Consider the following 24,642-nt stretch of genomic DNA (forward strand, 5'->3'; position numbering starts at 1 on the left):
GATCAGACGTTGGTGGTCAGCGCGCGGATCGTCGGCAGGTTGCGCCAGTATCCCTTCGCATCCATCCCGCAGCCGAACACATAGCGGTCCGGCACCGGGAAGCCGCAGAAGTCGGGGTGCAGCGGTTTCGCCTTCGCGAGCGTCTTCTCGCACAGCACGGCCGACATGAAGCGCTGCGCGCCCATGTCGAGGATACGGTCGCGGATCGCGGCCATCGTCTCGCCTTCGTCGAGGATGTCGTCGAGCACGAGCACGATCCGGTCCTTCACCGATTCGCGCGGCGCGACGCGCCAGTGCATCTCCGGGCTGCCCTGCGTCGTGTTGCGGTAGCGGGTCAGGTGGATGTAGTCGAATTCCAGCGGGAAATCGAGATGCGGCAGCAGCATCCCGGTAAACACCGCGGCGCCGCCCATCACCGAGAGAACGAGCGGGAACGCATCGCCGATCTCGGCGCGGATCGCGTCGGCCATCCTGGAGATCGACGCGTTGACGGCGTCGGCCGAGACGATCTCTTCGGAGTGGTTGAAAATGTGGAGGGCTTCTTCGCGGTTCATGTGTTCTGGCGGGCAGTCGGTATACAAATAAGAATGAAGCAGAACGGACGGCGCGCGCTACAGCAAAAACCCGTGCGCCGGCCGACGGGTGGAATCAGCGCATGCCGGGCATCATGCCCTTCAGGCCGCGCATCATCTTCTGCATGTTGCCGCCCTTCAGCTTCTTCATCATCGTACGCATCTGGTCGTACTGGTTCAGCATCCGGTTGACTTCCTGCACCGGCACGCCCGCACCGGCTGCAATGCGGCGCTTGCGCGTCGCCTTGATGATCTCGGGTTTCGCGCGCTCGGCGGGCGTCATCGAGCTGATGATGCCTTCCATCCGGCGGATCTGCTTTTCGGCCTGGCCCATGTCGGCGCCGGCCGCCGCCTGCTGGAATTGCGCGGGCAGCTTGTCCATCAGCGACGACAGGCCGCCCATGTTCTTCATCTGCGAGATCTGCGCACGGAAATCGTTCAGGTCGAAGTCGCCGCCTTTCTTGACCTTGTCGGCGAGCTTTTGCGCGGCCTGTACGTCGACGCCGCGCTGCGCTTCCTCGACGAGCGCGAGGATGTCGCCCATGCCGAGGATCCGGTTCGCCATCCGGTCGGGGTGGAACACCTCGAGGCCGTCGAGCTTCTCGGCGACGCCGACGAACTTGATCGGCTTGCCCGTGATGTGACGCACCGACAGCGCGGCGCCGCCGCGCGAATCGCCGTCGAGCTTGGTCAGCACGACGCCCGTGAGCGGCAGCGTGTCGTTGAACGCCTTCGCGGTGTTGACCGCATCCTGGCCGAGCATCGCGTCGACGACGAACAGCGTTTCGGCGGGCTTCAGCGTGTCGTGCAGCGCGGCGATTTCCTGCATCATCGCCTCGTCGATGCCGAGGCGGCCGGCCGTATCGACGATCAGCACGTCATGGTAGTGGCGCTTGGCCCAGTCGACGGCCGCGATTGCAATGTCGACCGGCTTCTGGTCCGGCGTGGACGGGAAGAAATCGGCGCCGACCTGTTCGCTCACCGTTTTCAGCTGCATGATCGCGGCCGGGCGATACACGTCGCACGACACGGTCAGCACCTTCTTCTTGTACTTCTCGCGCAGCAGCTTCGCGAGCTTGCCGACGGTCGTGGTCTTGCCCGCGCCCTGCAGGCCGGCCATCAGGATCACGGCGGGCGGCGTGACAGCGAGGTTCAGCTCGGCGGCCTTGCCTTCGTAGTCGCCGCCGATCACGGCGGTCAGTTCCTTCTGGACCACGCCGACGAGCGCCTGACCCGGCGACAGGCTGCTGATCACTTCTTCGCCGAGCGCCTTTTCCTTGACCTTGGCGATGAATTCGCGGACGACCGGCAGCGAGACGTCGGCCTCCAGCAGCGCGAGACGCACCTCGCGGAGCATCTCCTGGGTGTTCGCCTCGGTAAGCCGGGCCTCGCCGCGCAGCGTCTTGACGACGCGCGCCATCCGTTGAGTGAGATTGTCGAGCATGGGGAGCGATGGACAGTGGGGCCCGAAGGCGCGGCGGAACCGAACAAAGGGAGCCGTCGCGGGAAGGGGGCCTAGTGTAAACTTCGAACATGGATATTGTACTGTATGCCCTCACCGCATTCCTGTACGGCGGCCTCGCCGTCGCAGGCTGGCGCACGCACCGCCAGGGCGCGACGCCGCTCGTCGCGAGCGTGCCGGCCGTGCCGGTTCCCGCGTCCGCCGCGTCCGGGATGAGCGGGGCCGGCCGCGGGCTGCTGTTCGCCGCGCTCGTCGCGCACGGTGTGCTGCTCCATACGACGATCTTTCCGCACGACGCGATGGTGTTCGGTTTCGCGTTCGCGCTGTCCGCGATGTTCTGGCTCGGCGCCGGCATCTACTGGATCGAGAGCTTCTTCTTCCCGCTCGACAGCCTGCGCCTGCTGGTGCTGCCGCTCGCGTGCGGCGCATCGCTGCTGCCGCTGATGTTCGGCGGCGTGCGGGTGCTTCCTTATGCCGCAGCGCCGCTGTTCAAGCTGCACTTCCTGATTGCGAACATCGCGTACGGCCTGTTCGCGATCGCGGCGCTGCATGCGGTCCTGATGCTGATGGTCGAGCGGCGCCTGCAGTCGCTGCGCAGCGGCGGGCGCGACGGCTCGACGGGCTGGATCGCGAGCTGGCTCGAAACGCTGCCGCCGCTGCTCACGCTCGAGAAGCTGCTGTTCCGCCTGATCGGCGCCGGCTTCGTGCTGCTCACGCTGACGCTCGCGTCGGGCATCCTGTTCAGCGAGCAGGTCGACGCGCGCGCGCTGCGGCTCGACCACAAGACCGTGTTCGCGATCCTGTCGTGGCTGATGTTCGGCGGCCTGCTGGTCGCCCGCAAGACGTCCGGCTGGCGCGGGCGCGGCGCCGCGCGCTGGGTGCTCGTGTCGTTCGCCGCGCTGCTGCTCGCGTATGTCGGCAGCCGGTTCGTTTTCGAGGTGCTGCTGCACCGTTCCGTGGTTTGACCGCAGGTTTCCGATGCGACAGATTCTTCTCCTGATTCTTCTCTTCTTCGCGGGTTCGTGGATCGCGCGCAAGCTGCGCCAGGCCCAGGAGCACGCACAGGCGCGTACCGGCCGCGGCGCGGGTCACGACGGCACGCCCGGCTCCGGCGCGGCCGGCGCGGCGCGCCCGAACGGCGACGCGCGTTCGCTGCCCGAGCCGATGGTGCGCTGCGCCGAATGCGGCGTGCATGCGCCGAAGGGCGATGCCGTCGCCGCGGGCGGCGAATACTTCTGCAGCGCCGAGCACGCGCAGCGTCACGCGGCGCGCGCGAGCGGTCACGACGCGCGATGAACGACGCGCCGCTGCTGTCGGTCGACGCGAACGGCTGGGTGCGCGAAGCGCGCCATGCGCCGTCGCCGAACTTCGAGGCGCGGCCCGCCGGTGCGGTGCCGACGCTCGTGGTCGTCCACAACATCAGCCTGCCGCCCGGCGAATTCGGCGGCGATGCGATCGAGGCGCTGTTTCTGAATCGCCTCGACTGCGACGCGCACCCCTATTACCAGAGCCACCTGCGCGGCGTGCGCGTGTCCGCGCACTTCCTGATCCGCCGCGGCGGCGAGCTCGTGCAGTTCGTGTCGTGCGACGAGCGCGCGTGGCACGCGGGTTCGTCCGAGTTCTTCGGCCGGCCGCGCTGCAACGACTTCTCGATCGGCATCGAGCTCGAAGGCGCGGACGACGTGCCGTTCGACGACGCGCAGTACGCGACGCTCGCCGCGCTTTCCCGTGCACTCGCCGCACGCTATCCGGTCGACGCATTCGCCGGGCACTCGGACGTTGCGCCGGGCCGCAAGACCGACCCGGGCCCGCACTTCGATTGGCAACGCTTCGCGAGCGATGCCGGCTTTTCCGCCGAATACTTTCCTTTCCGTCAGCACTGAGCGCGGGGTTTTTTGACCGGAGAAAGTTTTTTCTCCGACCAATGCCTTGTCGTGTCGGCGCGTGAGCGATGTCAAGACCTTCATCGCAAATTATCCGTTTGGACGTCGTCCGAATGTCCACTATACTTGGTGCCAGTTGAGCAGTTCTGCACTAGATATAGTGTGTGTCGCAGGGGAAACCCGAGCGGCACCGGCCGGCGGGCAACGCCGGCGGACAGGGTTCTCAGGGCGGCGCGTCAGGCCGGCGGTCCAGGCGTCGCGATCAGCGCAGCGAACTTCGACGGGGCAGGGGATACATGACGAAGCACACGACCGGATCGGTTGTCGCGCATCGACCGAACCGGCTTCCCCGGCGCATCGCTCGCCTCTTACCGCTCGCGCACCGCGTTGCGCAGCGTTCGTTTTAATCCGCGGTTCTCTCCGCACCATCCAACACCAGGAGCTTTGCACATGCAAACCACCGACAACGCGACGTCCCAGTACGAGAGCGCCTCGAGCCGTCCGCTCGGCGGGACCGAACAGGGCGCAAAGGCGCTCGCGCCGCAGGCCACGTTCGCCGACTACAAGGTGATCCGCCGCAACGGCAGCGTGGTGTCGTTCGAGCCTTCGAAGATCGCGATCGCGGTGACCAAGGCTTTCCTGGCCGTCAACGGCGGGCAGGGCGCGGCATCGGCTCGCGTGCGCGAGCAGGTCGAACAGCTGACGCACAGCGTCGTGCGCGCGCTCGTGCGCAGCCGCCCGAACGGCGGTACGTTCCATATCGAAGACATCCAGGACCAGGTCGAACTCGCGCTGATGCGCGGCGGCGAGCACAACGTCGCGCGTGCCTACGTGCTGTATCGCGAGAAGCGTCACCTCGAGCGCCAGCATTCGGGCGAGGAAGCGGCGGTGGGCGGCGAGTCGAACACCGGCATCAACGTCGTCGACAACGGCGTCACGCGTCCGCTCGACCTGAACGCGCTGCGCGCGCTGATCGCGTCGTCGTGCGATGGCCTCGGCGCTGCGGTTAACCCTGAGCCGATCGTCGCGGAAACGGTGAAGAACCTGTACGACGGCGTGCCGATGAGCCAGGTCTACGACTCGGCGATCCTCGCTGCGCGCACGATGATCGAGAAGGATCCGGCATACAGCCAGGTCACCGCCCGCATCCTGCTGCACACGATCCGTCGCGAGATCCTCGGCGAGGAAGTGGTGCAGGCCGAGATGTCGGCGCGTTACTCGGAATACTTCCCGCAGTTCCTGAAGCGCGGCGTCGACGCCGGCCTGCTCGACGACAAGCTGCTGCAGTTCGACCTGAAGCGCCTCGGTGACGCGCTCGACGCGAGCCGCGACATGCAGTTCGGCTACCTCGGCCTGCAGACGCTGTACGACCGCTACTTCCTGCACGTCGAAGGCACCCGCATCGAAATGCCGCAGGCATTCTTCATGCGCGTCGCGATGGGCCTGTCGCTGAACGAGATCGACCGCGAAACGCGCGCGATCGAGTTCTACAACGTGCTGTCGAGCTTCGACTTCATGAGCTCGACGCCGACGCTGTTCAACTCGGGCACCCACCGCTCGCAGCTGTCGTCGTGCTACCTGACGACGGTCGCGGACGATCTCGACGGCATCTATGAAGCGCTGAAGGAAAACGCGCTGCTGTCGAAGTTCGCCGGCGGTCTCGGCAACGACTGGACGCGCGTGCGCGCACTCGGCTCGCATATCAAGGGCACGAACGGCAAGTCGCAAGGCGTGGTCCCGTTCCTGAAGGTCGTCAACGACACGGCCGTCGCGGTCAACCAGGGCGGCAAGCGCAAGGGCGCGGTCTGCGCGTACCTCGAATCGTGGCACCTCGACATCGAGGAGTTCCTCGAGCTGCGCAAGAACACGGGTGACGATCGCCGCCGTACGCACGACATGAACACGGCGAACTGGATTCCCGACCTGTTCATGAAGCGCGTGATGGAAGGCGCCGACTGGACGCTGTTCTCGCCGTCGACCTGCCCGGACCTGCACGACAAGTTCGGCGCGGCGTTCGAGACGGCTTACACGGCTTACGAAGACAAGGTCGCGCGCGGCGAGATCAAGCTGTTCAAGAAGATCCCGGCGGCGCAGCTCTGGCGCAAGATGCTCGGCATGCTGTTCGAGACGGGCCACCCGTGGATCACGTTCAAGGATCCGTGCAACATCCGCTCGCCTCAGCAGCACGTCGGCGTCGTCCACTCGTCGAACCTGTGCACGGAAATCACGCTGAACACGAGCGACACCGAAATCGCGGTGTGCAACCTCGGCTCGGTGAACCTCGTCGCCCACCTGGTGAAGCAGGCCGACGGCAGCTACGCGCTCGACCACGACAAGCTGAAGCGCACGATCAGCGTCGCGATGCGCATGCTCGACAACGTGATCGACATCAACTACTACGCGGTGCCGAAGGCGCGTAACTCGAACCTGAAGCACCGTCCGGTCGGCATGGGCATCATGGGCTTCCAGGACTGCCTGCACCTGCTGCGCACGCCGTACGCGTCGGAAGCGGCAGTCGAGTTCGCCGACCGTTCGATGGAAGCGGTCTGCTACTACGCGTACTACGCGTCGACCGAGCTGGCCGAAGAGCGCGGCCGCTACTCGAGCTACCGCGGCTCGCTGTGGGATCGCGGCATCCTCCCGCAGGACACGCTGAAGCTGCTGGCCGAAGCGCGCGGCGGTTACGTCGAGGTCGACACGTCCGAGTCGCTCGACTGGACGACGCTGCGTTCGCGGATCGCCTCGCACGGCATGCGCAACTCGAACTGCGTCGCGATCGCGCCGACGGCGACGATCTCGAACATCATCGGCGTGTCGGCGTGCATCGAGCCGACCTTCCAGAACCTGTACGTGAAGTCGAACCTGTCGGGCGAATTCACGGTGGTGAACGAGTTCCTGGTTCGCGACCTGAAGGAACGCGGCCTGTGGGACGAGGTGATGGTCTCCGACCTGAAGTACTTCGACGGCATGCTGTCGCGCATCGACCGCATCCCGGCCGACCTGCGCGCGATCTACGCGACCGCGTTCGAAGTCGACCCGACGTGGCTGGTCGAGGCGGCATCGCGTCGCCAGAAGTGGATCGACCAGGCGCAGTCGCTGAACATCTACATGGGCGGCGCGTCGGGCAAGAAGCTCGACGAGGTCTACAAGCTCGCATGGCTGCGCGGTCTGAAGACGACCTACTACCTCCGCACGATGGCGGCGACGCACGTCGAGAAGTCGACGGTTGCACACGGCGCGCTGAACGCAGTGCCGACAGGTGGTTCGAGCAGCGGCGGCGCGCAAGGCGCAGCCGGCGGTTTCGGTGCGGCAGGCGGCGATGCGTCGTCGGGCGCGATCAACGCGGCGGCACTCGCACCGGTCGAGGCCGACGGTCCAGTGTGCACGATGCGTCCGGGCGATCCGGGCTTCGACGAGTGCGAAGCGTGCCAGTAACGCAGTGCGTATGACCTGAAGATGTGCCGGGCGGCGCGCACGACAACCGATCGAGGTTGAAGTGTGCGCCGCTCTCTACTAAAAAAATGATAAGGAATCTGTAACGCGGCACCTGCGTTGCAGGCAGTGACAAGCGATCGAAACATCCCCGACGACGTCGCGTTTCGATCAGCGTTCGATGCGTCGAATGCACCTCGCGATACACGCGCGACACACGTCGCGCTCTGCATGAACGACGATGCGTTGCTCAAAGTGTTGTATCGAGGTCGCAACGCGAATCGAAAAAAGGATTTTTCGTGAGCGAACCCTTTTATCGCTCAGGAAAAGATGGTACAAACCGTTCTAAATTGATGGTGAGAATTTATGCTCAACTGGGATGAAGAGAAGACTGCCGTAACTCCCGCGAGCGGAGCGCAGCAAAACGCGATGCGCACCTCCGCCGGGATGGCTGTCGGAATGCAGGCTGCAACGCCTGCCGCCCATCAGGTCCGCGACATTTTCGAAGGCGATCTTGCGGTGCCGCCGCAAGCATCGGCTGTTCCCGCCGGCGGTTCGGAAGCCCGGGTCAATGTCGCCGACAAGCGCATCATCAACGGCCAGACTGACGTCAATCAGCTGGTGCCGTTCAAGTACAAGTGGGCGTGGGAAAAGTATCTGGCTGGTTGCGCGAACCACTGGATGCCGCAGGAAATCAACATGTCCCGCGACATCGCACTGTGGAAGGACCCGAACGGTCTGACCGAGGACGAGCGCCGCATCGTGAAGCGCAACCTCGGTTTCTTCGTGACGGCCGACTCGCTCGCGGCGAACAACATCGTGCTCGGCACGTACCGCCACATCACGGCGCCCGAGTGCCGGCAGTTCCTGCTGCGCCAGGCGTTCGAAGAGGCGATCCACACGCACGCGTACCAATACATTGTCGAATCGCTCGGTCTCGACGAAGGCGAGATCTTCAACGCGTACCACGAGGTCTCGTCGATCCGCGCGAAGGACGAATTCCTGATTCCGTTCATCCACACGCTGACGGATCCGGCCTTCAAGACCGGCACGCTCGAAGCGGATCAGAAGCTGCTGAAGTCGCTGATCGTGTTTGCCTGCATCATGGAAGGCCTGTTCTTCTATGTCGGGTTCACGCAGATCCTCGCCCTCGGCCGCCAGAACAAGATGACGGGTGCTGCAGAGCAATATCAGTACATCCTGCGCGACGAGTCGATGCACTGCAACTTCGGCATCGACCTGATCAACCAGATCAAGCTCGAGAATCCGCATCTCTGGACCGCGGAATTCCGCGCCGAGATCCGCGAGCTGTTCAAGCAGGCTGTCGAACTCGAATACCGCTACGCCGAGGACACGATGCCGCGCGGCGTGCTGGGTTTGAACGCGTCGATGTTCAAGAGCTATCTGCGCTTCATCAGCAACCGTCGTTGCCAGCAGATCGGCCTCGATCCGCTGTACCCGAACGAGGAAAACCCGTTCCCGTGGATGAGCGAGATGATCGACCTGAAGAAGGAACGCAACTTCTTCGAGACGCGTGTGATCGAGTATCAGACGGGGGGCGCGCTGTCCTGGGAATAACCCGCAGCAGCGAACCCGTTACATGATGGAGCAGCCGGCGGCCTCTCGGCCCCGGCCCAAGGTTTAGGAGCAAGAACGCCTGATGCAAAGCATGCCCGGTGCCTTAACGGCCCAACGATACGACAGGCACTTTGCGAACCCTTCAGTGGGATGGGCAAACTTCCCTCCGGATAAAGCGGACGGCCGTGTGGCGGTCCGCTTGATCAAGCGATTAGGGGTAGCGGCGCGAGGTGCGCCGGCTACCGACTTGATTTGGCGCGCGAGGCCGGGTGGTCACGCGCGCCATACCGTATTCATTAGCGTAAGCGCGTGGTATCCGCGTACGCCGATGAATAGCCCGCTTCGAAGCGCACGTCCTGAACAGCGTCCGCGGGAAGCGGGTTTTGACGAAGGGTGTAGTTTGAACTGACTCTCATCTGAACCTGAAGGAGAACAACATGGCTACTGCCAAGAAGAAACCGGCTGCTAAGAAAGTTGCTGCCAAGAAGACCGTTGCGAAGAAGGCTGCAGCTCCGGCGAAGAAGGCCGCTGCGGTGAAGAAGGTTGCTGCGAAGAAGGTCGCGGTGAAGAAGGTTGCCGCGAAGAAGGCAGCACCGGCGAAGAAGGCCGCTGCGAAGAAGGTCGCAACGAAGAAGGTTGCAGCGAAGAAAGTCGCAGTGAAGAAGGTTGCTGCGAAGAAGGCAGCACCGGCGAAGAAGGCCGCTGCGAAGAAGGTTGCAGCGAAGAAAGTCGCAGTGAAGAAGGTTGCTGCGAAGAAGGCAGCGCCGGCCAAGAAGGCTGCTGCGAAGAAGGCCGCGCCGGCGAAGAAGGCTGCTGCGAAGAAGGCCGCGCCTGCCAAGAAGGCTGCTGCGAAGAAGGCTGCGCCCGCCAAGAAGGCTGCCCCTGCGAAGAAGGCTGCCGCTCCGGCGAAGAAGGCCGCTGCTCCGGCGAAGAAAGCCGCTGCTCCGGCGAAGAAGGCTGCTGCTCCGAAGAAGGCCGTCGTGAAGAAGGCTGCACCGGCAACCACCGCGTCGACCGCATCGGTTGCGCCGGCATCGGGCGTGAAGACCGCGCTCAACCCGGCAGCGGCATGGCCGTTCCCGACCGGCAGCCGTCCGTAATCGCGGCTGACCAGCACCACCCGGGCACTCATGTGGTGTCCGTGGGTTGAGTAGCGCTACTCAATCAGTCCCGCCATCTGGCTCAGGTGGCGGGTTTTTTTTTGCCCGCGTTCTGTTCGTTCATGCGCCGGCCGCGGCGAGTACGGACGAAAAAAAACGCATGTGCAGCTTCGCACATGCGTTCGACCGCGGCTTGCGCCGCGTGCTGAGGTACCTGGTTAGTGCGTGACGCGCGTGACGCCGCCGCTCGACAGCAGTCGCACACGCTCGCCGGCGCGGAATGCTTCGCCGCTTGCTGCCTGCGTGATCGAGCGCAGATCGCCGTTGTCGAGGCGCACGGTGATTTCGACACCGTTCGCCGTGCTGAGGTTTTCGCCGACTGCGTTGCCCGCGACCGCGCCGACGAGACCGCCGGCGATCGCCGTCAGGATCGATCCCTTGCCGCCGCCGATCGCGCTGCCCGCAACCGCGCCGAGTGCGCCGCCGCCGAGCGTGCCGATCGCGCTGCCGCCGCCGTCGGACTGGATGCGCACCGCACGGACGCTTTCGACCACGCCCATGCGGACCGTCTGCTCGCGCTGCGCCTGGCCGACGCTATAGACATCGGCCGAACCCGGTGCCGTGAAGCAGCCGGCGAGGGTCAGCGTGGCCGTCAGCATGGCCGCGAGCGTGAGGGTTTTTTTCGTCAACATCTTTGCTCTCCCACAAAATTCATTTGAGACTGTACCCGAAGGCAGCCTCGAAGCGCGCGTCGATCTCGGCACGCGTCAGTACGTAAGTCTGGGGCCCCTGGTGGGCGATCTTGAGCGAGCCCATGAGGCTCGCGAGGCGGCCGGTGGTTGCCCAGTCGAGGCCGTTCTCGATGCCGTACAGCAGGCCGCCCCGGAAGGCATCGCCGCAGCCGGTCGGATCGACGACGCGCTCGGCACCCACGACGGGAATCTGTTCTTCGCCGTTTTTGTGAAGAATGGTGGAGCCGTGCTCGCCGCGCGTGATGATCAACGCCTGAACCCGGCTGGCGATTTCCTGTTCGGACCAGCCCGTCTTGTCGCTGACGAGCTTGCCTTCGTAGTCGTTGACCGCGACGAACGTCGCGAGTTCAATGATGCGGCGCAGCGTCGCACCGTCGAACAGCGGCAGGCCCTGGCCCGGATCGAAGATGAACGGGATGCCGGCCTTCGCGAATTGTTCGGCGTGCTGGACCATCCCGTCGAAGCCGTCCGGCGCGACGATGCCGAGCTTCACGCCCGGCACTTCGTCCGCGCGGTTCAGGTGCGACTGCATCATCGCGCCCGGGTGGAATGCGGTGATCTGGTTGTTGTCGAGATCGGTGGTGATCATCGCCTGCGCGGTGTGCGTATCGGGCACCACGCGCACGCTTGCCTTCGACAGGCCGAGGCTGTCGAGGCGCTCGAGATAGCGGTCCGCGTCGTTCGCGCCGACCGTCGCCATGATGCGCGCGTCGCCGCCGAGCATGTGCAGCGCGTAAGCGATGTTCCCCGCGCAGCCGCCGAATTCGCGACGCATCGTCGGCACGAGGAAGCTCACGTTGAGAAGGTGAACCTGGTCGGGCAGGATGTGCTCGCGGAACCGACCTTCGAAGGTCATGATGTTGTCGTAGGCGAGCGAGCCGCAAATCAGCGTAGTCAAGGCGTGCGTTCCTGTAGAGAGCAAAGGGAAGCGCCGCCCGGCCGGCGCGCGGCGGGCCCGTCGGGCCTCGCGCGGCAGGGCCGGGCGGCAGCGGATTACTTCAGTGCGGCGAGCGCGGCGTCGTAGTTCGGCTCGTCCTTGATCTCGCCGACGAGTTCGGCGTGGATCACCTTGTCCTGCGCGTCGAGCACGACGACCGCACGTGCGGTCAGGCCGTTCAGCGGGCCGTTCGTCACGTCGACGCCGTACGCGTTCGCGAACGCGCGGCCGCTGCGGAACGTCGAAGCCGTCACGACGTTTTCGAGGCCTTCGGTCGTGCAGAAGCGCGTGGCGGCGAACGGCAGGTCGGCGGACACGACGACCACGACCGTGTTGTCGAGCGACGATGCGGCTTCGTTGAACTTGCGGGTCGACGTCGCGCAGGTCGGCGTGTCGAGGCTCGGCACGATGTTCAGCACCTTGCGCTTGCCGGCGAAGCTGGCGAGCGACAGGTCGGCGAGGTCCTTGCCGACCAGCTTGAAATCGGCGGCTTGCGCGCCGACGGCCGGGAACGTGCCGGCGATTTCGATCGGGTTGCCACCCAGCGTAACTTTGCTCATGTTCGTGCTCCGAAATAGCGCGCCGCTCGGGCGCGCGGGTTGAGACGGGCGCGCCTGCGCGCGCCGCGGCGCGTCACGGATAGAAGATCTGGACGCGGAAATTCGAGGCGGGCGTGCCGTTCGTTTCGAGGCGGACGATCATCGTCTGCGTCGTACCGGGCGGCAGCCCGGCGTCGATCGGCGTGCCCGGGCGCACGTAGTCGCGCGGCGCGAGCACGCGGCGCACGGTTACGTGATTGGTGTCGTCGAGCAGCGTCAGCTCGAGCGACGGATACGCGAGTGCGACGCGATAGCGGTTCGTCAGCGGTACCTTCAGTTCGAGTTCGCGCGGGCCGTCGAGCTGGCGCAGGTCGGTTGCGTCGAGCCTCAGGCCGTCGATCGCGCGCGGCGGCGCGACCGTGCAGCCGAGCGGCCCGCAGGCCTGCCGGAACCAGCCCTGCGTGACGGGCCAGTAGATCATCAGCGTTTCGCGTTGCCACCACGCGAGTTGCGTGACGAGCAGCACGGCCAGCACGGCGGCGACCAGGCCGCCGAAAAAGCCGCCGAGCATCCCGCGCCGCTGCGGCGCGCGCGTCTCGCGCGTGACGGCGAAGTGCGGGCGATCGTCGTCGGTCAGCGCGGCCGGGAACGGGGCTGCCGGCTCGTCGGCGGCCGTGGTCGGTGTCTTGTCGTGCCGCGCGATGCCGGCGTCGGGCTCGGGTTCGGCTTCGGTTACAGCCGGTGCCGGAGCAAACGCGAAACGCGGTTCGCGCGGCGCGCGTTCGTCTTCCGGCACGGCGAAGTGCGTGTTGCCGACGGGTTCGGCGTCATCGGCAGCGGTATCCGCGTCCGATGGAACGCGGGCGACGAAGCGGGGCTCACGCGGGTCGCGCTCGACGGGCGACGACTCGACGGGTGCGGCCGGAGCTTCGGTATCGTGTTGCGGCTGCGTCGAATGCGCTTCGGTCGGTGACTCGATGGCAGCGGAGGCGTCCAGTTCGGCCGGCGAGGATGCGATCGGCGAGGGCGTACCCGACAGGTGAACGACACCGGCTTCCGTGGCCGGGAGCGCGAGCGGTATCAGCGGCTCGGTGCGCACGGTCTCCACGCTGTGCTGCAGCGACGGATCGACGCCGGCGTCGAGCCATGGCGCCCACATGTCCCAGCCTTCCGGCTTGTAATCGGTGTCGGATGGCGACCCGGCGGCCGGTGTGCTGGTGAACAGCCGTGGCGGCGCGGCCTGCTGGTGCGCGTCGCCGTCGTCCGGCGCGGCAGCCGTTTCGGTCAAGGCCGGTTCGGGCTGCTGCGCGTGCTCGGGAACGAGCGATTCGGACGCGTTGAAGACTTCGTGGCAATGCCCGCAGCGCACGAGCCCTTGATGCAGCGAGAGCTGTTCCTGCTGCAGCCGGAAGACGGTTTCGCAATGAGGGCAGCGCGTCGCAAGAAGCATGTCGAGCCGGGCGGCCTGCTGGCCAGAGTGAAGGACAGCGCTATTCTAATGGCTTTCCCGCCGGGTTCCGGCGAGGCATACCCAACCTTCGTGTTCGCGCCAGACCGAGATGTCGACGTAGCGCGCGTAGACGGCCGCGACTTCGTCCGCCTGACGCGCCAACACGCCCGACAGCGCGATGCGCCCGCCCGGTTTGACCTTCGACGCCAGCATCGACGCCATCAGCTTCAGCGGGTTCGACAGGATGTTCGCGACGACGATGTCGAATTCGCCTTCCGGGCATGCATCGGGCAGCCCGTACGTGACTTCCGCACGGTTGCGTTCGCTGTTCTGCCGCGCCGATTCGACCGCCTGCGGATCGATGTCGATGCCGATGACGGGGTTCGCCCCGCATTTCTTCGCGAGGATCGCGAGAATGCCGGAGCCGCAGCCGTAGTCGAGCACCGACTGGCCGGGCTTCACCGACTGTTCGAGCCATTCCATGCAAAGGCGCGTGGTCGGGTGGCTGCCGGTGCCGAATGCGAGGCCGGGGTCGAGTTCGAGGACGAGCGCGTCGGGATCGGGCGCATCGTGCCACGACGGCACGACCCAGATCCGCTCGCCGATCGGGATCGGCTCGAACTGCGATTGCGTGAGCCGTACCCAGTCCTGTTCCTCGACTTCGCGAACGGTGAAGGTCGGCGTCTCGGCGACGCCGATTTCATTCGCGGCCGCCGCGAGCAGCACGGCCGGCTCGTGGTCGGCCGACAGCAGCGCGACCACGCGCGAGTGCTGCCACGCGGTGCGATCGGGCACGAGGCCCGGCTCGCCGAAGAGCGGCTGTTCGTCGGGCGTGTCGGCGTCGGCGTCCTCGACGGACACCGACAGCGCGCCGAGTTCGAGCAGCGCGTCGGACAATGCCTCCGCATGCTCACGGGCCAGTTCGACGACGAGTTCGCGATAACTCATGCTTACGCTTCTTCCGGTGCGACCTGCTGCTTCTGCGCGAGCCGGTTTTCGAGGTAATGGATGCTGGTGCCGCCTTCGACGAACTTCGAGTCGATCATCAGCTCGCGGTGCAGCGGGATGTTGGTCTGGATGCCTTCGACGACCATTTCCGACAGCGCGATGCGCATCCGGCGGATCGCCTGGTCGCGCGTGGCGCCGTAGGTGATCAGCTTGCCGATCATCGAATCATAGTTCGGCGGCACGAAATAGCCATTGTAGGCATGCGAGTCGACGCGCACGCCGGGGCCGCCCGGCGTATGCCACGACGTGATCCGGCCCGGCGACGGCGTGAACTTGAACGGATCCTCGGCGTTGATCCGGCACTCGATCGCATGACCGCGGAACTGGATGTCGCGCTGGCGCAGCGCGAGCTTCTCGCCGGCCGCGATGCGGATCTGTTCCTGCACGATATCGACGCCGGTGATCATTTCCGACACCGGGTGCTCGACCTGCACGCGCGTGTTCATCTCGATGAAGTAGAACTCGCCGTTTTCGTACAGGAACTCGAACGTGCCCGCGCCGAGGTAGCCCATCTTCTTGCATGCGTCCGCGCAGCGGTCGCCGATGCGGTCGATCAGGCGGCGCGGAATGCCGGGCGCCGGCGCTTCCTCGATCACCTTCTGGTGGCGGCGCTGCATCGAGCAATCGCGCTCGCCGAGCCAGATCGCGTTCTTGTACGCGTCGGACAGCACCTGAATCTCGATGTGGCGCGGGTTCTCGAGGAACTTCTCCATGTACACCTGCGGGTTGCCGAACGCACGGCCGGCTTCCTCGCGGGTCATGTTGACCGCGTTGACGAGCGCGGCCTCGGTGTGCACGACGCGCATCCCGCGACCGCCGCCGCCACCGGCGGCCTTGATGATGACCGGATAGCCGATCGAGCGCGCAATCTTCACGATCTCTTTCGGATCGTCCGGCAACGCGCCTTCCGAGCCCGGCACGCACGGCACGCCGGTCTTGATCATCGTCTGCTTCGCGGTGACCTTGTCACCCATCATGCGGATCGTTTCCGGGCGCGGGCCGATGAACGTGAAGCCCGACTGCTCGACGCGCTCCGCGAAATCGGCGTTCTCCGACAGGAAGCCGTAGCCGGGGTGGATCGCCTCGGCATCGGTGACTTCCGCGGCGCTGATCAGCGCCGGCATGTTCAGGTAGCTCAGGTTCGACGGGGCCGGGCCGATACAGACGGCTTCGTCCGCGAGGCGCACGTACTTGGCTTCCTTGTCGGCTTCCGAGTAGACGACCACCGTCTTGACGCCGAGCTCGCGGCACGCGCGCTGAATGCGCAGCGCGATTTCACCGCGATTGGCAATGAGGATTTTTTCAAACATAGCGAGTATTCGTCTCTTCGAGGGGCGCGCGAACGGCGCCTGGCGAGCATCGGCGGCGCGCGGCCGGCTGGCCGCGCGGCGGGCTTAGCCGATCACGAAAAGCGGCTGGCCGTATTCGACGGCCTGGCCGTTCTCGACGAGGATTTCCTTGACCACGCCGGCCTTGTCCGACTCGATCTCGTTGAGCAGCTTCATCGCTTCGATGATGCAGATCGTCTGGCCTTCCTTGACCGTATCGCCGACCTGAACGAACGGGTCCGCGCCCGGCGACGGCGCACGATAGAACGTGCCGACCATCGGCGACGTCACGATATGGCCCTGCGGGACGGCGGGCGCTGCAGCGCCGGCTGCCGGCGCAGCAGCGCCTTCGGTCGGCAGTGCGACCGACGGAGCGGGTGCGCTGAATTGCGGGGCATACCCAGCCGTCGGCTGTACGTAGACCGGCGGTGCGTTCTTGACGATGCGCACCTTGCCTTCGCCTTCCGTCACTTCCAGCTCGGAGATGCCGGATTCGGAGACGAGGTCGATCAGAGTTTTCAGCTTACGAAGATCCATCGGGAATTCCCCTTTCAATACGTAAAAGCGCCGGTTAGGGGCCGGCGCTGAATCTAGATCGCGAAATCAGCCGCGCGACGTGCCTTGCAGCTTGTCCAGCGCGTACTCGAGCGCGTACAGATAACCTTTCCAGCCAAGCCCGCAGATCACGCCTTCGGCCTGGTCGGAAAAGTAGGAGTGGTGCCTGAACGCTTCGCGGCGATGCACGTTCGACAAGTGAACCTCGACGAACGGGATGCCAACGCCGGCGATCGCGTCCCGGATCGCGACGCTCGTGTGCGTATACGCGGCCGGATTGATCAGGACGAAATCGGTCTGTTCCTCCCGCGCGGCCTGGATGCGGTCGACCAGCGCACCTTCATGGTTGCTCTGGAACGACGACAGTTCGGCACCGGCTTCCCGGGCGCGTGCGGCAAGCGCCTGATCGATCTGCGCCAGCGTGACGTGGCCGTACACCTCCGGTTCCCGGGTGCCGAGAAGGTTCAGGTTGGGGCCGTGCAGCACCAGCAATCGTGTCATGGTCGCTTCTATTTCTGCGGAATTGCGCGAACTTTAGCGCTATTTAGAGAATTTTGTCTAGTTTCGCCGAACGGCCGGGCACGCCGGACCCGCAAGAATTACCGGTGCGAATGTAAAGTATCGGCGAATTCACGCGAAATTGCGGCGATCGACCCACAAATCGCCGCCAACGTGCGGGCCGTCGTTCGGGCAGGTTACAGCGCGTCGAGCGTCTTTTTCAGCTCGGCCGGCTGGATTTGTCCCAATTTTGTCTCGCGAACCTTGCCGGTCTGGTCGATCACGACCGTGAACGGCAACGCACCGGCGGTATTCCCAAAATTACGGGCCAGATCGGCCCCCGCATATCCGCTGACGAAAACCGGATAGTCGACCTTCACTTTCTGCAGAAAGTTCTTCACGTTCTGCCCGGAATCGACGCCGATCCCGATGAAACGGATGCCCTTCTGCTTGTACTGGTGTGACAGCGCGACGAGCTCGGGCATCTCCTCGACGCACGGGCCGCACCACGACGCCCAGAAATTGACGACGACCTTCTGGCCCTTGAAGGCGGCCAGCGTGACCGGCTTGCCGTCGACGTCGGTCAGCGACGACGCCCACAACTGGTCGACCGGGTTGCCCTGCGCGGCGGGCGCGGCGACGGCGACACCGTCGTCGGCACTGCCGCGGAACCAATGGCCGGCGGCGATCCCGCCGGCAACGGCGGCGGCCGCGACCACCGCGAGCGCCATCATGCGTTTCATCATCATCGTTGAATCATTCCGGTTCGGAAGGGGCCTTGCCCGCCTCGACGAGCGCGCGCAGCGCGGTGGCATCCGCGCGGGCGACGCGGCCGCGCGCGTCGGCCTTGACCGCGCCGCGCAGGTCGTCGCTCGCATAGAGCGCGAGGTGGATGCCGATTGCGTCCACGTCGCGCCGCGGGCGCCACAGGAAGCTCAGCGTCTCGACGTCGTTGCGGCCCGCGAAGTGCCGCGTCTCGGACACGTCGTACTGGACGTTCTGGTTCAGCAGGTAAATCGCGACGTCCTTCGGGTTGTCGGGGAATGCCTGCAAATGGATGTCCGAATGCGCGTTCGCGGTGCCGTTCAGCACGGCGCCGGTCACATACGGACGGAACTCGGCGAGCCGCTGCATCCAGTCGAGCGCGACTTCGCGCAGGCGGCGCAGTTCGTCCGGCTGCGTGTCGCTCTGGAACAGGGCGAGATACTCGCGCAGTTCTTCCTCGATCTGGTCGTTATCCGGCAGCCATTCGCCGGCAACGCGCGAATCGCCCAGCAACTGGCGCGCGGCCTTGCGTTTCGCGCTGGCGTAGTCCAGGCCGTCCTCCGCGATCAGGCGGGCGGCGGACTGGGCGATTTCCTCGCGGACGCGCCGCGGGTCGACAAGAGGTTTGCGAGACATGATCCGGCAATCATACTCGATCGCTGCGGCGCCCGAGCACGGGGGCAGCCGCCTGCCGCCCGGCGCGCCGGCGCCGTTCGCGCGCATCGTTCGGGCCGCCGGGCATGGCAGGCCGTCAGTTACAATACTGCTCTTTGTGTCGCGGCGACGAGCGCCGGTCGCACGGCCTGTCCGGCGCGCCGCAGACGCATCTTTTCCGAATCGACGGCGCCCGGCGGCGCGAAAGCATTCATCTATGCACATCCACATTCTTGGCATCTGCGGCACCTTCATGGGCGGTCTCGCCGTACTCGCGCGCGAGGCGGGCCACACGGTGACGGGTTGCGACGCGGGCGTCTATCCGCCGATGAGCACGCAGCTCGAGGCGCAGGGCATCACGTTGATCGAAGGCTACGGCGCCGAACAGATCGACCTGAAACCGGACCTGTTCGTGATCGGCAACGTCGTCACGCGCGGCAACCCGCTGATGGAGGCGATCCTCGATCGCGGCCTGCCGTACGTGTCGGGCCCGCAATGGCTCGGCGAGCACGTGCTGGCGGGCAAATGGGTGCTGGCGGTGGCGGGCACGCACGGCAAGACGACCACGTCGTCGATGCTCGCGTGGCTGCTGGAAGACTCGGGGCTGAACCCGGGTTTCCTGATCGGCGGCGTGCCGCTGAACTTCGGCGTGTCGGCACGGCTGACCGATTCGAGCTTCTTCGTGATCGAGGCCGACGAATACGATACGGCGTTCTTCGACAAGCGCTCGAAGTTCGTCCACTACCGGCCGCGCACCGCGGTGTTGAACAATCTTGAATTCGATCACGCCGACATCTTCCCGGATCTCGCCGCGATCGAGACGCAATTCCATCATCTCGTGCGTACCGTGCCCGGTGTCGGCCGGATCGTCACGAACGGCCGCTCGGACGCGCTCGAGCGCGTGCTGGCGCGCGGCTGCTGGAGCGAGGTCGAGCGGTTCGGCGTCGACGGCGGCTGGCAGGCGCTGCCGGCCGAGGACGGCGTGCCGGTCGACGAGCGCTTCGCGGTGTATTCGCATGCCGAACGCGTCGGCGAAGTCGCGTGGCAGGTGCAGGGCGATCACAACCGGATGAACGCGCTCGCGGCGATTGCCGCCGCGCGCCACGTCGGCGTGCCGCCCGCGCAAGCCGCCGCCTCGCTCGCATCGTTCCGCAACGTGAAGCGCCGCATGGAAGTGCGCGGCAGCGTGGACGGCGTGACCGTCTACGACGACTTTGCGCACCATCCGACCGCGATCGAAACCACGATCGCCGGCCTTCGTGCGCGCATCGGTAGCCAGAATGCCCGCATCCTCGCGGTGCTCGAGCCGCGCTCGAACACGATGAAGCTCGGCGTGATGAAGTCGCAATTGCCGGCGAGCCTGGCCGATGCCGATCTCGTGTTCGGTTACGGCGCGCCGACGGGGCGCGATGCGCTCGGCTGGAATCTCGCCGAGGCGCTTGCGCCGCTTGGCGGCAACGCGCGCGCGTTCGACGATCTCCACCTGCTGGTGAAGGCCGTCGTCGAGGCCGCGCGCCCGGGCGACCACGTGCTCGTGATGAGCAACGGCGGCTTCGGCGGCGTGCACCAGAAGCTGCTCGATGCGCTTGGGAGCCGCACGTGATCCTGTATCTGCACGGCTTCCGGTCGTCGCCGGAATCGCAGAAGTCGCGGCTGCTCGCCGCGCGCATGGCCGAACTCGGTCGCACGGACGAGTGGCGCTGCCCATCGCTGTCGGTGTCGCCGCTCGAGGCGATCGCCGTCGCGGAAGCCGAGGTCGCGGGCGCACGCGACGTGACCGTGATCGGCAGCTCGCTCGGCGGCTATTACGCGACCTGGCTGGCCGAGAAGCACGGCTGGAAGGCCGTGCTGCTGAATCCGGCCATCGTGCCGCAGCGCGATCTCGAGCAGCATCTGGGCGAACAGCCGCTGTGGCACGGCGGCGGCACGATCGTCGTCGAGCGCCATCACCTGCACGAGCTCGACGCGCTGCGGGTGCCGGCAATCACGCGTGCCGAACGCTACTATCTGTTCGCGGCGACCGGCGACGAAGTGCTCGACTACCGCGAGATGCTGGCCCATTACCCGGGCGCGAACACCCGCGTGATCGACGGCAGCGATCACGGGATCAGCGAATTTGCCGACTATGTCGACGACGTTCTCGCGTTTTGCGACGGAAAAGCGCGATAAACCGGCCCTGTGCCGATCGAATCCCCATCATCATGCGGCGCCGCCGACGCGGCGCCCGGCAGTCTGAACGAGAGTACTGAGTGAACGTTTTCTTCGAGGAATCGGGCAGTTTCAAGGCGGGCAGCGTGCTGTCGCGCCAGGGCGACGCATTTCAGGTCGAGTTGCCCGGCGGGCGGCGCGCGAAGGTGCGCGCGAAAGACGTGCTGATCGAATTCGACAAGCCGGCCGCGGGCGAACTGATGCAGGAGGCCGATACGGCCGCGCAGCAGATCGATCTGGATTTCCTGTGGGAATGCGCGCCATCCGACGAGTTCGCGTATACGGCGCTGGCCGCGGAGTACTTCGGCGCGACGTACGGCCCGGTCGAGCGCGCGGCGCTGGTGCTGCGGCTGCACGGCTCGCCCGTCTATTTCCGCCGCAAGGGGCGCGGCCAGTACCAGCGCGCGCCGGAAGAGCAGCTCAAGATGGCGCTCGCGTCGCTCGAGCGCAAGCGCCAGCAGGCGCTGGTCCAGGTGCAGTATGAAGAGGAACTGAAGGCCGGCAAGCTGCCGGAAGCGTTCGCGGGCAAGGTGCTCGGGCTGCTGACGCGGCCGGACAAGAACGCGATCGAATACAAGGCGATGGAAGCGGCGGCCGGCGCACGCGGAGTGTCGCCGGCGCGCCTGATGCTGGACTGCGGCGGCATCGCGTCGCCGCGCGCGCTGCACGAGGCGCGCTTCCTCGCGGAGTTCTTCCCGCACGGCACGGGCTTTCCGCCCGTCACGGTCGGCGCGCTGCCGGACGACCTGCCGCGCGCGAACGTCGAGGCCTTCTCGATCGACGACATCACGACGACCGAAATCGACGACGCATTCTCGGTCGAGCACCTGTCCGACGGCCGCGTGCGGATCGGCGTGCACATCGCCGCGCCGGCGCTCGGCATCGTGCGCGGCGACGCGGTCGACGCGATCGCGCGCACGCGCCTGTCGACCGTCTACATGCCGGGCGACAAGATCACGATGCTGCCGGACGACGTCGTCGACGTGTTCACGCTGAAGGAGGGCGATTACCGCCCGGCGCTGTCGCTGTACATCATCGTCAACCGCGAAACGCAGGACATCGTCGCGAACGAGACGCGCGCCGAACTCGTGTTCGTGAAGAACAACCTGCGTCACAACACGCTCGACGAGCTCGTCAACGAAGAGACGCTCGCGGCCGGCACCGGCGAGTATCCGCACAAGGACGACATCGCCGTGCTGTGGCCGCTCGCGCAGGCGCTGTTCGAGAAGCGCCAGCTTGCGCGCGCGGGCTACGGCCTGAAGCGCGAAGTGCAGCGCAACACCGACTACAACTTCTACGTCGACGGCGAGCACGTGTCGATCACGCCGCGCCGTCGCGGGTCGCCGCTCGACCTGATCGTGTCGGAGCTCGCGATCCTCGCGAACTCGACCTGGGGCGCGTTCCTGCATGACCACACGGTGCCCGGCATCTACCGCTCGCAGCGCGGCTTCGGCGCGCCGGGCCCGAAGCGCACGCGGATGCAGACGACGGCCGCGCCGCACGAAGGCCTTGGCGTGCCGCAGTACGCGTGGAGCACGTCGCCGCTACGCCGCTACGTCGATCTGGTCAACCAGTGGCAACTGCTCGCGTGCGTGCAGCATGGCGTCACCGCGAAGCTCGCCGCGCCGTTCAAGCCGAAGGACGCCGACCTGTATGCGGTCGTGCAGGGCTTCGACGACACCTACACGGCCTACGCCGACTACCAGCGCCGGATGGAGTATTTCTGGTGCCTGCGCTGGCTCGCGCAGGAGAAGAAGAAGCAGGTCGTCGCGGCGGTGGTGAAGGGCGATCTCGTGCGCCTCGAGGAAATTCCGCTGCTGCTGCATGTGCCGGGGCTCGGCGTGCATGCACGCGGCACGCGCGTGCTGCTCGACGTGATGTCGCTCGACGAGCTGACGATCGAGGCGTCGGTGCGGTTGCTGAACGTGCTCGATGCGCCGACCGTGACGAGCGGCGATGCGGCCGAGGAAGAGGATGACGCCGAAGGCGACGACGACACGCTGATCGACGCGGAAGACGCCACGGCGGAAACCGAGGCGGAAGCGCTGGCCGAAGCGGACGGTGCGGCGGCGGACGGCGGCGGCGAAGCCGCGAGCGGCAACGGCAACGATAGCGAAGAGGGACGCGCATCATGAATGCGGCTGCGTCGACGAGCGGCGCCGACCGCTACGTGGTGTTCGGCAACCCGGTGGCGCACAGCAAGTCGCCGTTCATCCACGCGCAGTTCGCCGCGCAGACGGGCGAGCCGGTCGACTACACGCACCGGCTCGCGCCGGTCGACGGCTTCGAAGCGGCCGTGCGTGCGTTCGTCGCTGAAGGCGGTCGCGGCGCGAACGTGACGGTGCCGTTCAAGCTCGAAGCGCATGCGCTCGCCGACACGCTGTCGCCGCGCGCGGCGGCGGCGGGTGCGGTGAACACGCTGCGCATCGACGCCGACGGCCGCATCCACGGTGACAACACCGATGGCGTCGGTCTCGTGCGCGACATCGAGTCGAACCTCGGCGTGTCGCTCGCGGGCGCACGCATCCTGCTGCTCGGCGCGGGCGGCGCCGCGCGCGGTGTCGTGCTGCCTTTGCTCGACCGCGCGCCGCTGTCGATCACGATCGTGAACCGCACCGCGAGCAAGGCCGAGGCGCTCGTCGGCCAGTTCATGCAGGCCGCGCACGATGCGGGCTGCACGCTCGCGGGCGGCGGCCCCGACGTGGTGCGCGCGGAGCCGTACGACGTGATCGTCAATGCGACGGCCGGCAGCCTCGACGCGGCGCTGCCGGCGTGCGACGCGGCCGCGTTCGGCGCGGGCACGCTGGCGTACGACATGATGTACGGCGCGCAGCCGACCGTGTTCATGCAGCATGCGGCGTCGCTCGGTGCGCGCACGGCCGACGGGCTCGGGATGCTCGTCGAGCAGGCGGCCGAATCGTTCTTCATCTGGCGCGGTGTGCGGCCGGACGGTGCACCGGTGCTTGCCGCGCTGCGCCAGGCGCTCGCGGCGAGCTGAGCGGAGCGCGGCAGGTGGCGGCGGTGAGCGGCACGCAGCGCACGCGGACGGTCAGCCCGGCCCGCTGGATCGTCTATGCGGGGGCGGTGTTCGCGGGCGCGTGGCTCGCGACGCAACTGTTCTATCTCGCGCAGATCGCGCTGTGGTCGTTCGTGAATCCGGGTTCGACCGCGTTCATGCGCACCGACGCATGGTGGCTGTCGCGCGAGCAGCCGCCCGCGCAGATCCAGCACCAGTGGGTGCCGTACGACCAGATCTCGCGCAACCTGAAGCGCGCGCTGATCGCGTCGGAAGATTCGACCTTCGCGACCAACAACGGCTACGACGTCGACGCGATCCTGCAGGCGTGGGAGAAGAACAAGGCGCGCGGCCGGATCGTCGCGGGCGGCTCGACGATCACGCAGCAGCTCGCGCGCAACCTGTTCCTGTCGCGCGAGAAGAGCTACATCCGCAAGGGGCAGGAGCTCATCATCACGTGGATGCTCGAAACGGTGCTCGACAAGGAGCGGATCTTCGAGATCTACCTGAATTCCGTCGAGTGGGGGCGCGGCGTGTATGGTGCCGAAGCAGCCGCGCGCTATTACTACAAGATCCCCGCGAGCCGGCTCGGCGCGTGGCAGTCGGCGCGCCTCGCGGTCATGTTGCCGAAGCCGCGCTGGTTCGATGCGCACCGCGGCTCGGCCTACCAGGCGCAGCGCGCGGCGATCATCGCCCGCCGGATGGGCGCGGCCGCGCTTCCGCAATCCGAGTGAGCGGCGCGTTCGCGCCGTCGCATTGTCCGTTTCGCCGCCGACACGCCGTTTGTGCGCTGCAGCGCAATCGTGTCACGCGCATTTCGGGCCATATCCATTAGACGAATTCGTCTATTTCGCTTTACTGATCAATACGTTCGATCGCGCGATTTTATTGGGCGATATGGCACG

At 66.3% G+C, this 24,642-nt stretch carries 24 protein-coding genes; 12 read left to right on the forward strand and 12 right to left on the reverse strand.

Annotated elements, in window-relative coordinates:
• Positions 1-2 precede the first annotated feature (2 nt).
• Together H3H55_RS02670 and ffh are read right to left on the reverse strand one after the other, a co-directional pair.
• The gene (locus tag H3H55_RS02670; RefSeq protein ID WP_048251149.1) at positions 3-554 is read right to left on the reverse strand and encodes a hypoxanthine-guanine phosphoribosyltransferase; all 552 of its coding nucleotides are present in this window, start codon (positions 552-554) and stop codon (positions 3-5) included.
• A 94-nt stretch (positions 555-648) separates the two neighbouring features.
• Complete coding sequence (ffh, locus tag H3H55_RS02675) at positions 649-2,016, reverse strand: signal recognition particle protein (RefSeq protein ID WP_048251150.1); 1,368 nt, start codon at positions 2,014-2,016, stop codon at positions 649-651.
• Between the two features lie 89 nt (positions 2,017-2,105).
• Here ffh and H3H55_RS02680 point away from each other — a divergent pair, with 89 nt between their 5' ends.
• From H3H55_RS02680 to H3H55_RS02710, 7 genes are all read left to right on the forward strand, one after another.
• The gene (locus tag H3H55_RS02680; protein WP_129513655.1) at positions 2,106-2,999 is read left to right on the forward strand and encodes an inner membrane protein YpjD; all 894 of its coding nucleotides are present in this window, start codon (positions 2,106-2,108) and stop codon (positions 2,997-2,999) included.
• A 13-nt stretch (positions 3,000-3,012) separates the two neighbouring features.
• Positions 3,013-3,330, forward strand: a complete 318-nt coding sequence (locus H3H55_RS02685; protein WP_129513656.1) for a PP0621 family protein — start codon at positions 3,013-3,015, stop codon at positions 3,328-3,330.
• Positions 3,327-3,917 carry a 1,6-anhydro-N-acetylmuramyl-L-alanine amidase AmpD gene (gene ampD, locus H3H55_RS02690; RefSeq protein ID WP_193097589.1) on the forward strand — a complete coding sequence of 197 codons (591 nt, stop codon included), beginning with the start codon at positions 3,327-3,329 and terminating at the stop codon, positions 3,915-3,917. Before H3H55_RS02685 ends, ampD begins: the two co-directional genes overlap by 4 nt.
• A 450-nt stretch (positions 3,918-4,367) precedes the next feature.
• Positions 4,368-7,352, forward strand: coding sequence for a ribonucleoside-diphosphate reductase subunit alpha (locus tag H3H55_RS02695; RefSeq protein WP_193097590.1), 2,985 nt, complete (start codon positions 4,368-4,370; stop codon positions 7,350-7,352).
• Positions 7,353-7,715: 363 nt separating this feature from the next.
• Positions 7,716-8,927 carry a ribonucleotide-diphosphate reductase subunit beta gene (locus H3H55_RS02700; RefSeq protein WP_048251156.1) on the forward strand — a complete coding sequence of 404 codons (1,212 nt, stop codon included), beginning with the start codon at positions 7,716-7,718 and terminating at the stop codon, positions 8,925-8,927.
• An 82-nt stretch (positions 8,928-9,009) separates the two neighbouring features.
• Positions 9,010-9,336 (forward strand): hypothetical protein, encoded by a 327-nt coding sequence (locus H3H55_RS02705; protein ID WP_080971037.1) that lies wholly within the window; start codon positions 9,010-9,012, stop codon positions 9,334-9,336.
• 28 nt (positions 9,337-9,364) lie between these two features.
• Positions 9,365-10,027, forward strand: a complete 663-nt coding sequence (locus tag H3H55_RS02710) for a histone H1-like DNA-binding protein (protein ID WP_080971038.1) — start codon at positions 9,365-9,367, stop codon at positions 10,025-10,027.
• Positions 10,028-10,245: 218 nt separating this feature from the next.
• Here the strand turns inward: H3H55_RS02710 and H3H55_RS02715 are convergent, their stop codons facing one another.
• The 10 genes from H3H55_RS02715 to H3H55_RS02760 form a co-directional block, all read right to left on the reverse strand.
• Complete coding sequence (locus H3H55_RS02715; protein WP_047899750.1) at positions 10,246-10,719, reverse strand: glycine zipper 2TM domain-containing protein; 474 nt, start codon at positions 10,717-10,719, stop codon at positions 10,246-10,248.
• Positions 10,720-10,738: 19 nt separating this feature from the next.
• Positions 10,739-11,677, reverse strand: coding sequence for a carbohydrate kinase family protein (locus tag H3H55_RS02720; RefSeq protein WP_048251158.1), 939 nt, complete (start codon positions 11,675-11,677; stop codon positions 10,739-10,741).
• Between the two features lie 95 nt (positions 11,678-11,772).
• The gene (tpx, locus tag H3H55_RS02725) at positions 11,773-12,276 is read right to left on the reverse strand and encodes a thiol peroxidase (protein ID WP_129513663.1); all 504 of its coding nucleotides are present in this window, start codon (positions 12,274-12,276) and stop codon (positions 11,773-11,775) included.
• 73 nt (positions 12,277-12,349) lie between these two features.
• Positions 12,350-13,705, reverse strand: a complete 1,356-nt coding sequence (locus tag H3H55_RS02730) for a zinc-ribbon and DUF3426 domain-containing protein (protein ID WP_193097591.1) — start codon at positions 13,703-13,705, stop codon at positions 12,350-12,352.
• Positions 13,706-13,750: 45 nt separating this feature from the next.
• Complete coding sequence (prmA, locus tag H3H55_RS02735) at positions 13,751-14,653, reverse strand: 50S ribosomal protein L11 methyltransferase (protein WP_193097592.1); 903 nt, start codon at positions 14,651-14,653, stop codon at positions 13,751-13,753.
• 2 nt (positions 14,654-14,655) lie between these two features.
• Positions 14,656-16,023 carry an acetyl-CoA carboxylase biotin carboxylase subunit gene (gene accC / locus H3H55_RS02740; protein WP_193097593.1) on the reverse strand — a complete coding sequence of 456 codons (1,368 nt, stop codon included), beginning with the start codon at positions 16,021-16,023 and terminating at the stop codon, positions 14,656-14,658.
• An 84-nt stretch (positions 16,024-16,107) separates the two neighbouring features.
• Positions 16,108-16,578 carry an acetyl-CoA carboxylase biotin carboxyl carrier protein gene (gene accB / locus H3H55_RS02745; RefSeq protein ID WP_129513666.1) on the reverse strand — a complete coding sequence of 157 codons (471 nt, stop codon included), beginning with the start codon at positions 16,576-16,578 and terminating at the stop codon, positions 16,108-16,110.
• A gap of 66 nt (positions 16,579-16,644) precedes the next feature.
• Positions 16,645-17,097, reverse strand: a complete 453-nt coding sequence (gene aroQ / locus H3H55_RS02750; RefSeq protein ID WP_193097594.1) for a type II 3-dehydroquinate dehydratase — start codon at positions 17,095-17,097, stop codon at positions 16,645-16,647.
• Between the two features lie 194 nt (positions 17,098-17,291).
• Positions 17,292-17,843, reverse strand: a complete 552-nt coding sequence (locus H3H55_RS02755; RefSeq protein ID WP_193097595.1) for a TlpA family protein disulfide reductase — start codon at positions 17,841-17,843, stop codon at positions 17,292-17,294.
• Between the two features lie 7 nt (positions 17,844-17,850).
• The gene (locus H3H55_RS02760; RefSeq protein ID WP_193097596.1) at positions 17,851-18,495 is read right to left on the reverse strand and encodes a UDP-N-acetylmuramate--alanine ligase; all 645 of its coding nucleotides are present in this window, start codon (positions 18,493-18,495) and stop codon (positions 17,851-17,853) included.
• A gap of 235 nt (positions 18,496-18,730) precedes the next feature.
• Between H3H55_RS02760 and mpl the strand changes: the two genes are divergently transcribed.
• The 5 genes from mpl (at position 18,731) to mtgA (ending at position 24,471) form a co-directional block, all read left to right on the forward strand.
• Positions 18,731-20,116: a UDP-N-acetylmuramate:L-alanyl-gamma-D-glutamyl-meso-diaminopimelate ligase gene (gene mpl / locus H3H55_RS02765; protein WP_129513669.1), complete on the forward strand. Its 1,386-nt coding sequence runs from the start codon at positions 18,731-18,733 to the stop codon at positions 20,114-20,116.
• Positions 20,113-20,682 (forward strand): YqiA/YcfP family alpha/beta fold hydrolase, encoded by a 570-nt coding sequence (locus tag H3H55_RS02770; protein ID WP_048251166.1) that lies wholly within the window; start codon positions 20,113-20,115, stop codon positions 20,680-20,682. The genes mpl and H3H55_RS02770 overlap by 4 nt, the downstream gene beginning before the upstream one ends.
• Before the next feature lie 80 nt (positions 20,683-20,762).
• A complete protein-coding gene (locus H3H55_RS02775; protein WP_193097597.1) occupies positions 20,763-22,856 on the forward strand; it encodes an RNB domain-containing ribonuclease in 2,094 nt (697 codons plus the stop codon).
• Complete coding sequence (gene aroE / locus H3H55_RS02780; RefSeq protein ID WP_193097598.1) at positions 22,853-23,719, forward strand: shikimate dehydrogenase; 867 nt, start codon at positions 22,853-22,855, stop codon at positions 23,717-23,719. Before H3H55_RS02775 ends, aroE begins: the two co-directional genes overlap by 4 nt.
• Positions 23,720-23,733: 14 nt before the next feature.
• Entirely contained in the window at positions 23,734-24,471 is a 738-nt protein-coding gene (gene mtgA, locus H3H55_RS02785; protein WP_048251169.1) for a monofunctional biosynthetic peptidoglycan transglycosylase, read from the forward strand.
• Positions 24,472-24,642 lie beyond the last annotated feature (171 nt).

The sequence above is a fragment of the Burkholderia sp. Z1 genome (genome assembly GCF_014893795.1).
In the GTDB taxonomy this organism is placed as follows: domain Bacteria; phylum Pseudomonadota; class Gammaproteobacteria; order Burkholderiales; family Burkholderiaceae; genus Burkholderia; species Burkholderia theae.

Coding starts and splice junctions, on each gene's coding strand:
- prmA (WP_193097592.1), bottom strand. CDS start 14,653: ATGAGTTATCGCGAACTCGTCGTCGAACTGGCCCGTGAGCATGCGGAG.
- H3H55_RS02670 (WP_048251149.1), bottom strand. CDS start 554: ATGAACCGCGAAGAAGCCCTCCACATTTTCAACCACTCCGAAGAGATC.
- H3H55_RS02700 (WP_048251156.1), top strand. CDS start 7,716: ATGCTCAACTGGGATGAAGAGAAGACTGCCGTAACTCCCGCGAGCGGA.
- ffh (WP_048251150.1), bottom strand. CDS start 2,016: ATGCTCGACAATCTCACTCAACGGATGGCGCGCGTCGTCAAGACGCTG.
- H3H55_RS02685 (WP_129513656.1), top strand. CDS start 3,013: ATGCGACAGATTCTTCTCCTGATTCTTCTCTTCTTCGCGGGTTCGTGG.
- aroQ (WP_193097594.1), bottom strand. CDS start 17,097: ATGACACGATTGCTGGTGCTGCACGGCCCCAACCTGAACCTTCTCGGC.
- H3H55_RS02680 (WP_129513655.1), top strand. CDS start 2,106: ATGGATATTGTACTGTATGCCCTCACCGCATTCCTGTACGGCGGCCTC.
- accB (WP_129513666.1), bottom strand. CDS start 16,578: ATGGATCTTCGTAAGCTGAAAACTCTGATCGACCTCGTCTCCGAATCC.
- H3H55_RS02755 (WP_193097595.1), bottom strand. CDS start 17,843: ATGATGATGAAACGCATGATGGCGCTCGCGGTGGTCGCGGCCGCCGCC.
- H3H55_RS02715 (WP_047899750.1), bottom strand. CDS start 10,719: ATGTTGACGAAAAAAACCCTCACGCTCGCGGCCATGCTGACGGCCACG.
- accC (WP_193097593.1), bottom strand. CDS start 16,023: ATGTTTGAAAAAATCCTCATTGCCAATCGCGGTGAAATCGCGCTGCGC.
- H3H55_RS02730 (WP_193097591.1), bottom strand. CDS start 13,705: ATGCTTCTTGCGACGCGCTGCCCTCATTGCGAAACCGTCTTCCGGCTG.
- H3H55_RS02705 (WP_080971037.1), top strand. CDS start 9,010: ATGCAAAGCATGCCCGGTGCCTTAACGGCCCAACGATACGACAGGCAC.
- mpl (WP_129513669.1), top strand. CDS start 18,731: ATGCACATCCACATTCTTGGCATCTGCGGCACCTTCATGGGCGGTCTC.
- H3H55_RS02710 (WP_080971038.1), top strand. CDS start 9,365: ATGGCTACTGCCAAGAAGAAACCGGCTGCTAAGAAAGTTGCTGCCAAG.
- ampD (WP_193097589.1), top strand. CDS start 3,327: ATGAACGACGCGCCGCTGCTGTCGGTCGACGCGAACGGCTGGGTGCGC.
- H3H55_RS02695 (WP_193097590.1), top strand. CDS start 4,368: ATGCAAACCACCGACAACGCGACGTCCCAGTACGAGAGCGCCTCGAGC.
- aroE (WP_193097598.1), top strand. CDS start 22,853: ATGAATGCGGCTGCGTCGACGAGCGGCGCCGACCGCTACGTGGTGTTC.
- tpx (WP_129513663.1), bottom strand. CDS start 12,276: ATGAGCAAAGTTACGCTGGGTGGCAACCCGATCGAAATCGCCGGCACG.
- H3H55_RS02760 (WP_193097596.1), bottom strand. CDS start 18,495: ATGTCTCGCAAACCTCTTGTCGACCCGCGGCGCGTCCGCGAGGAAATC.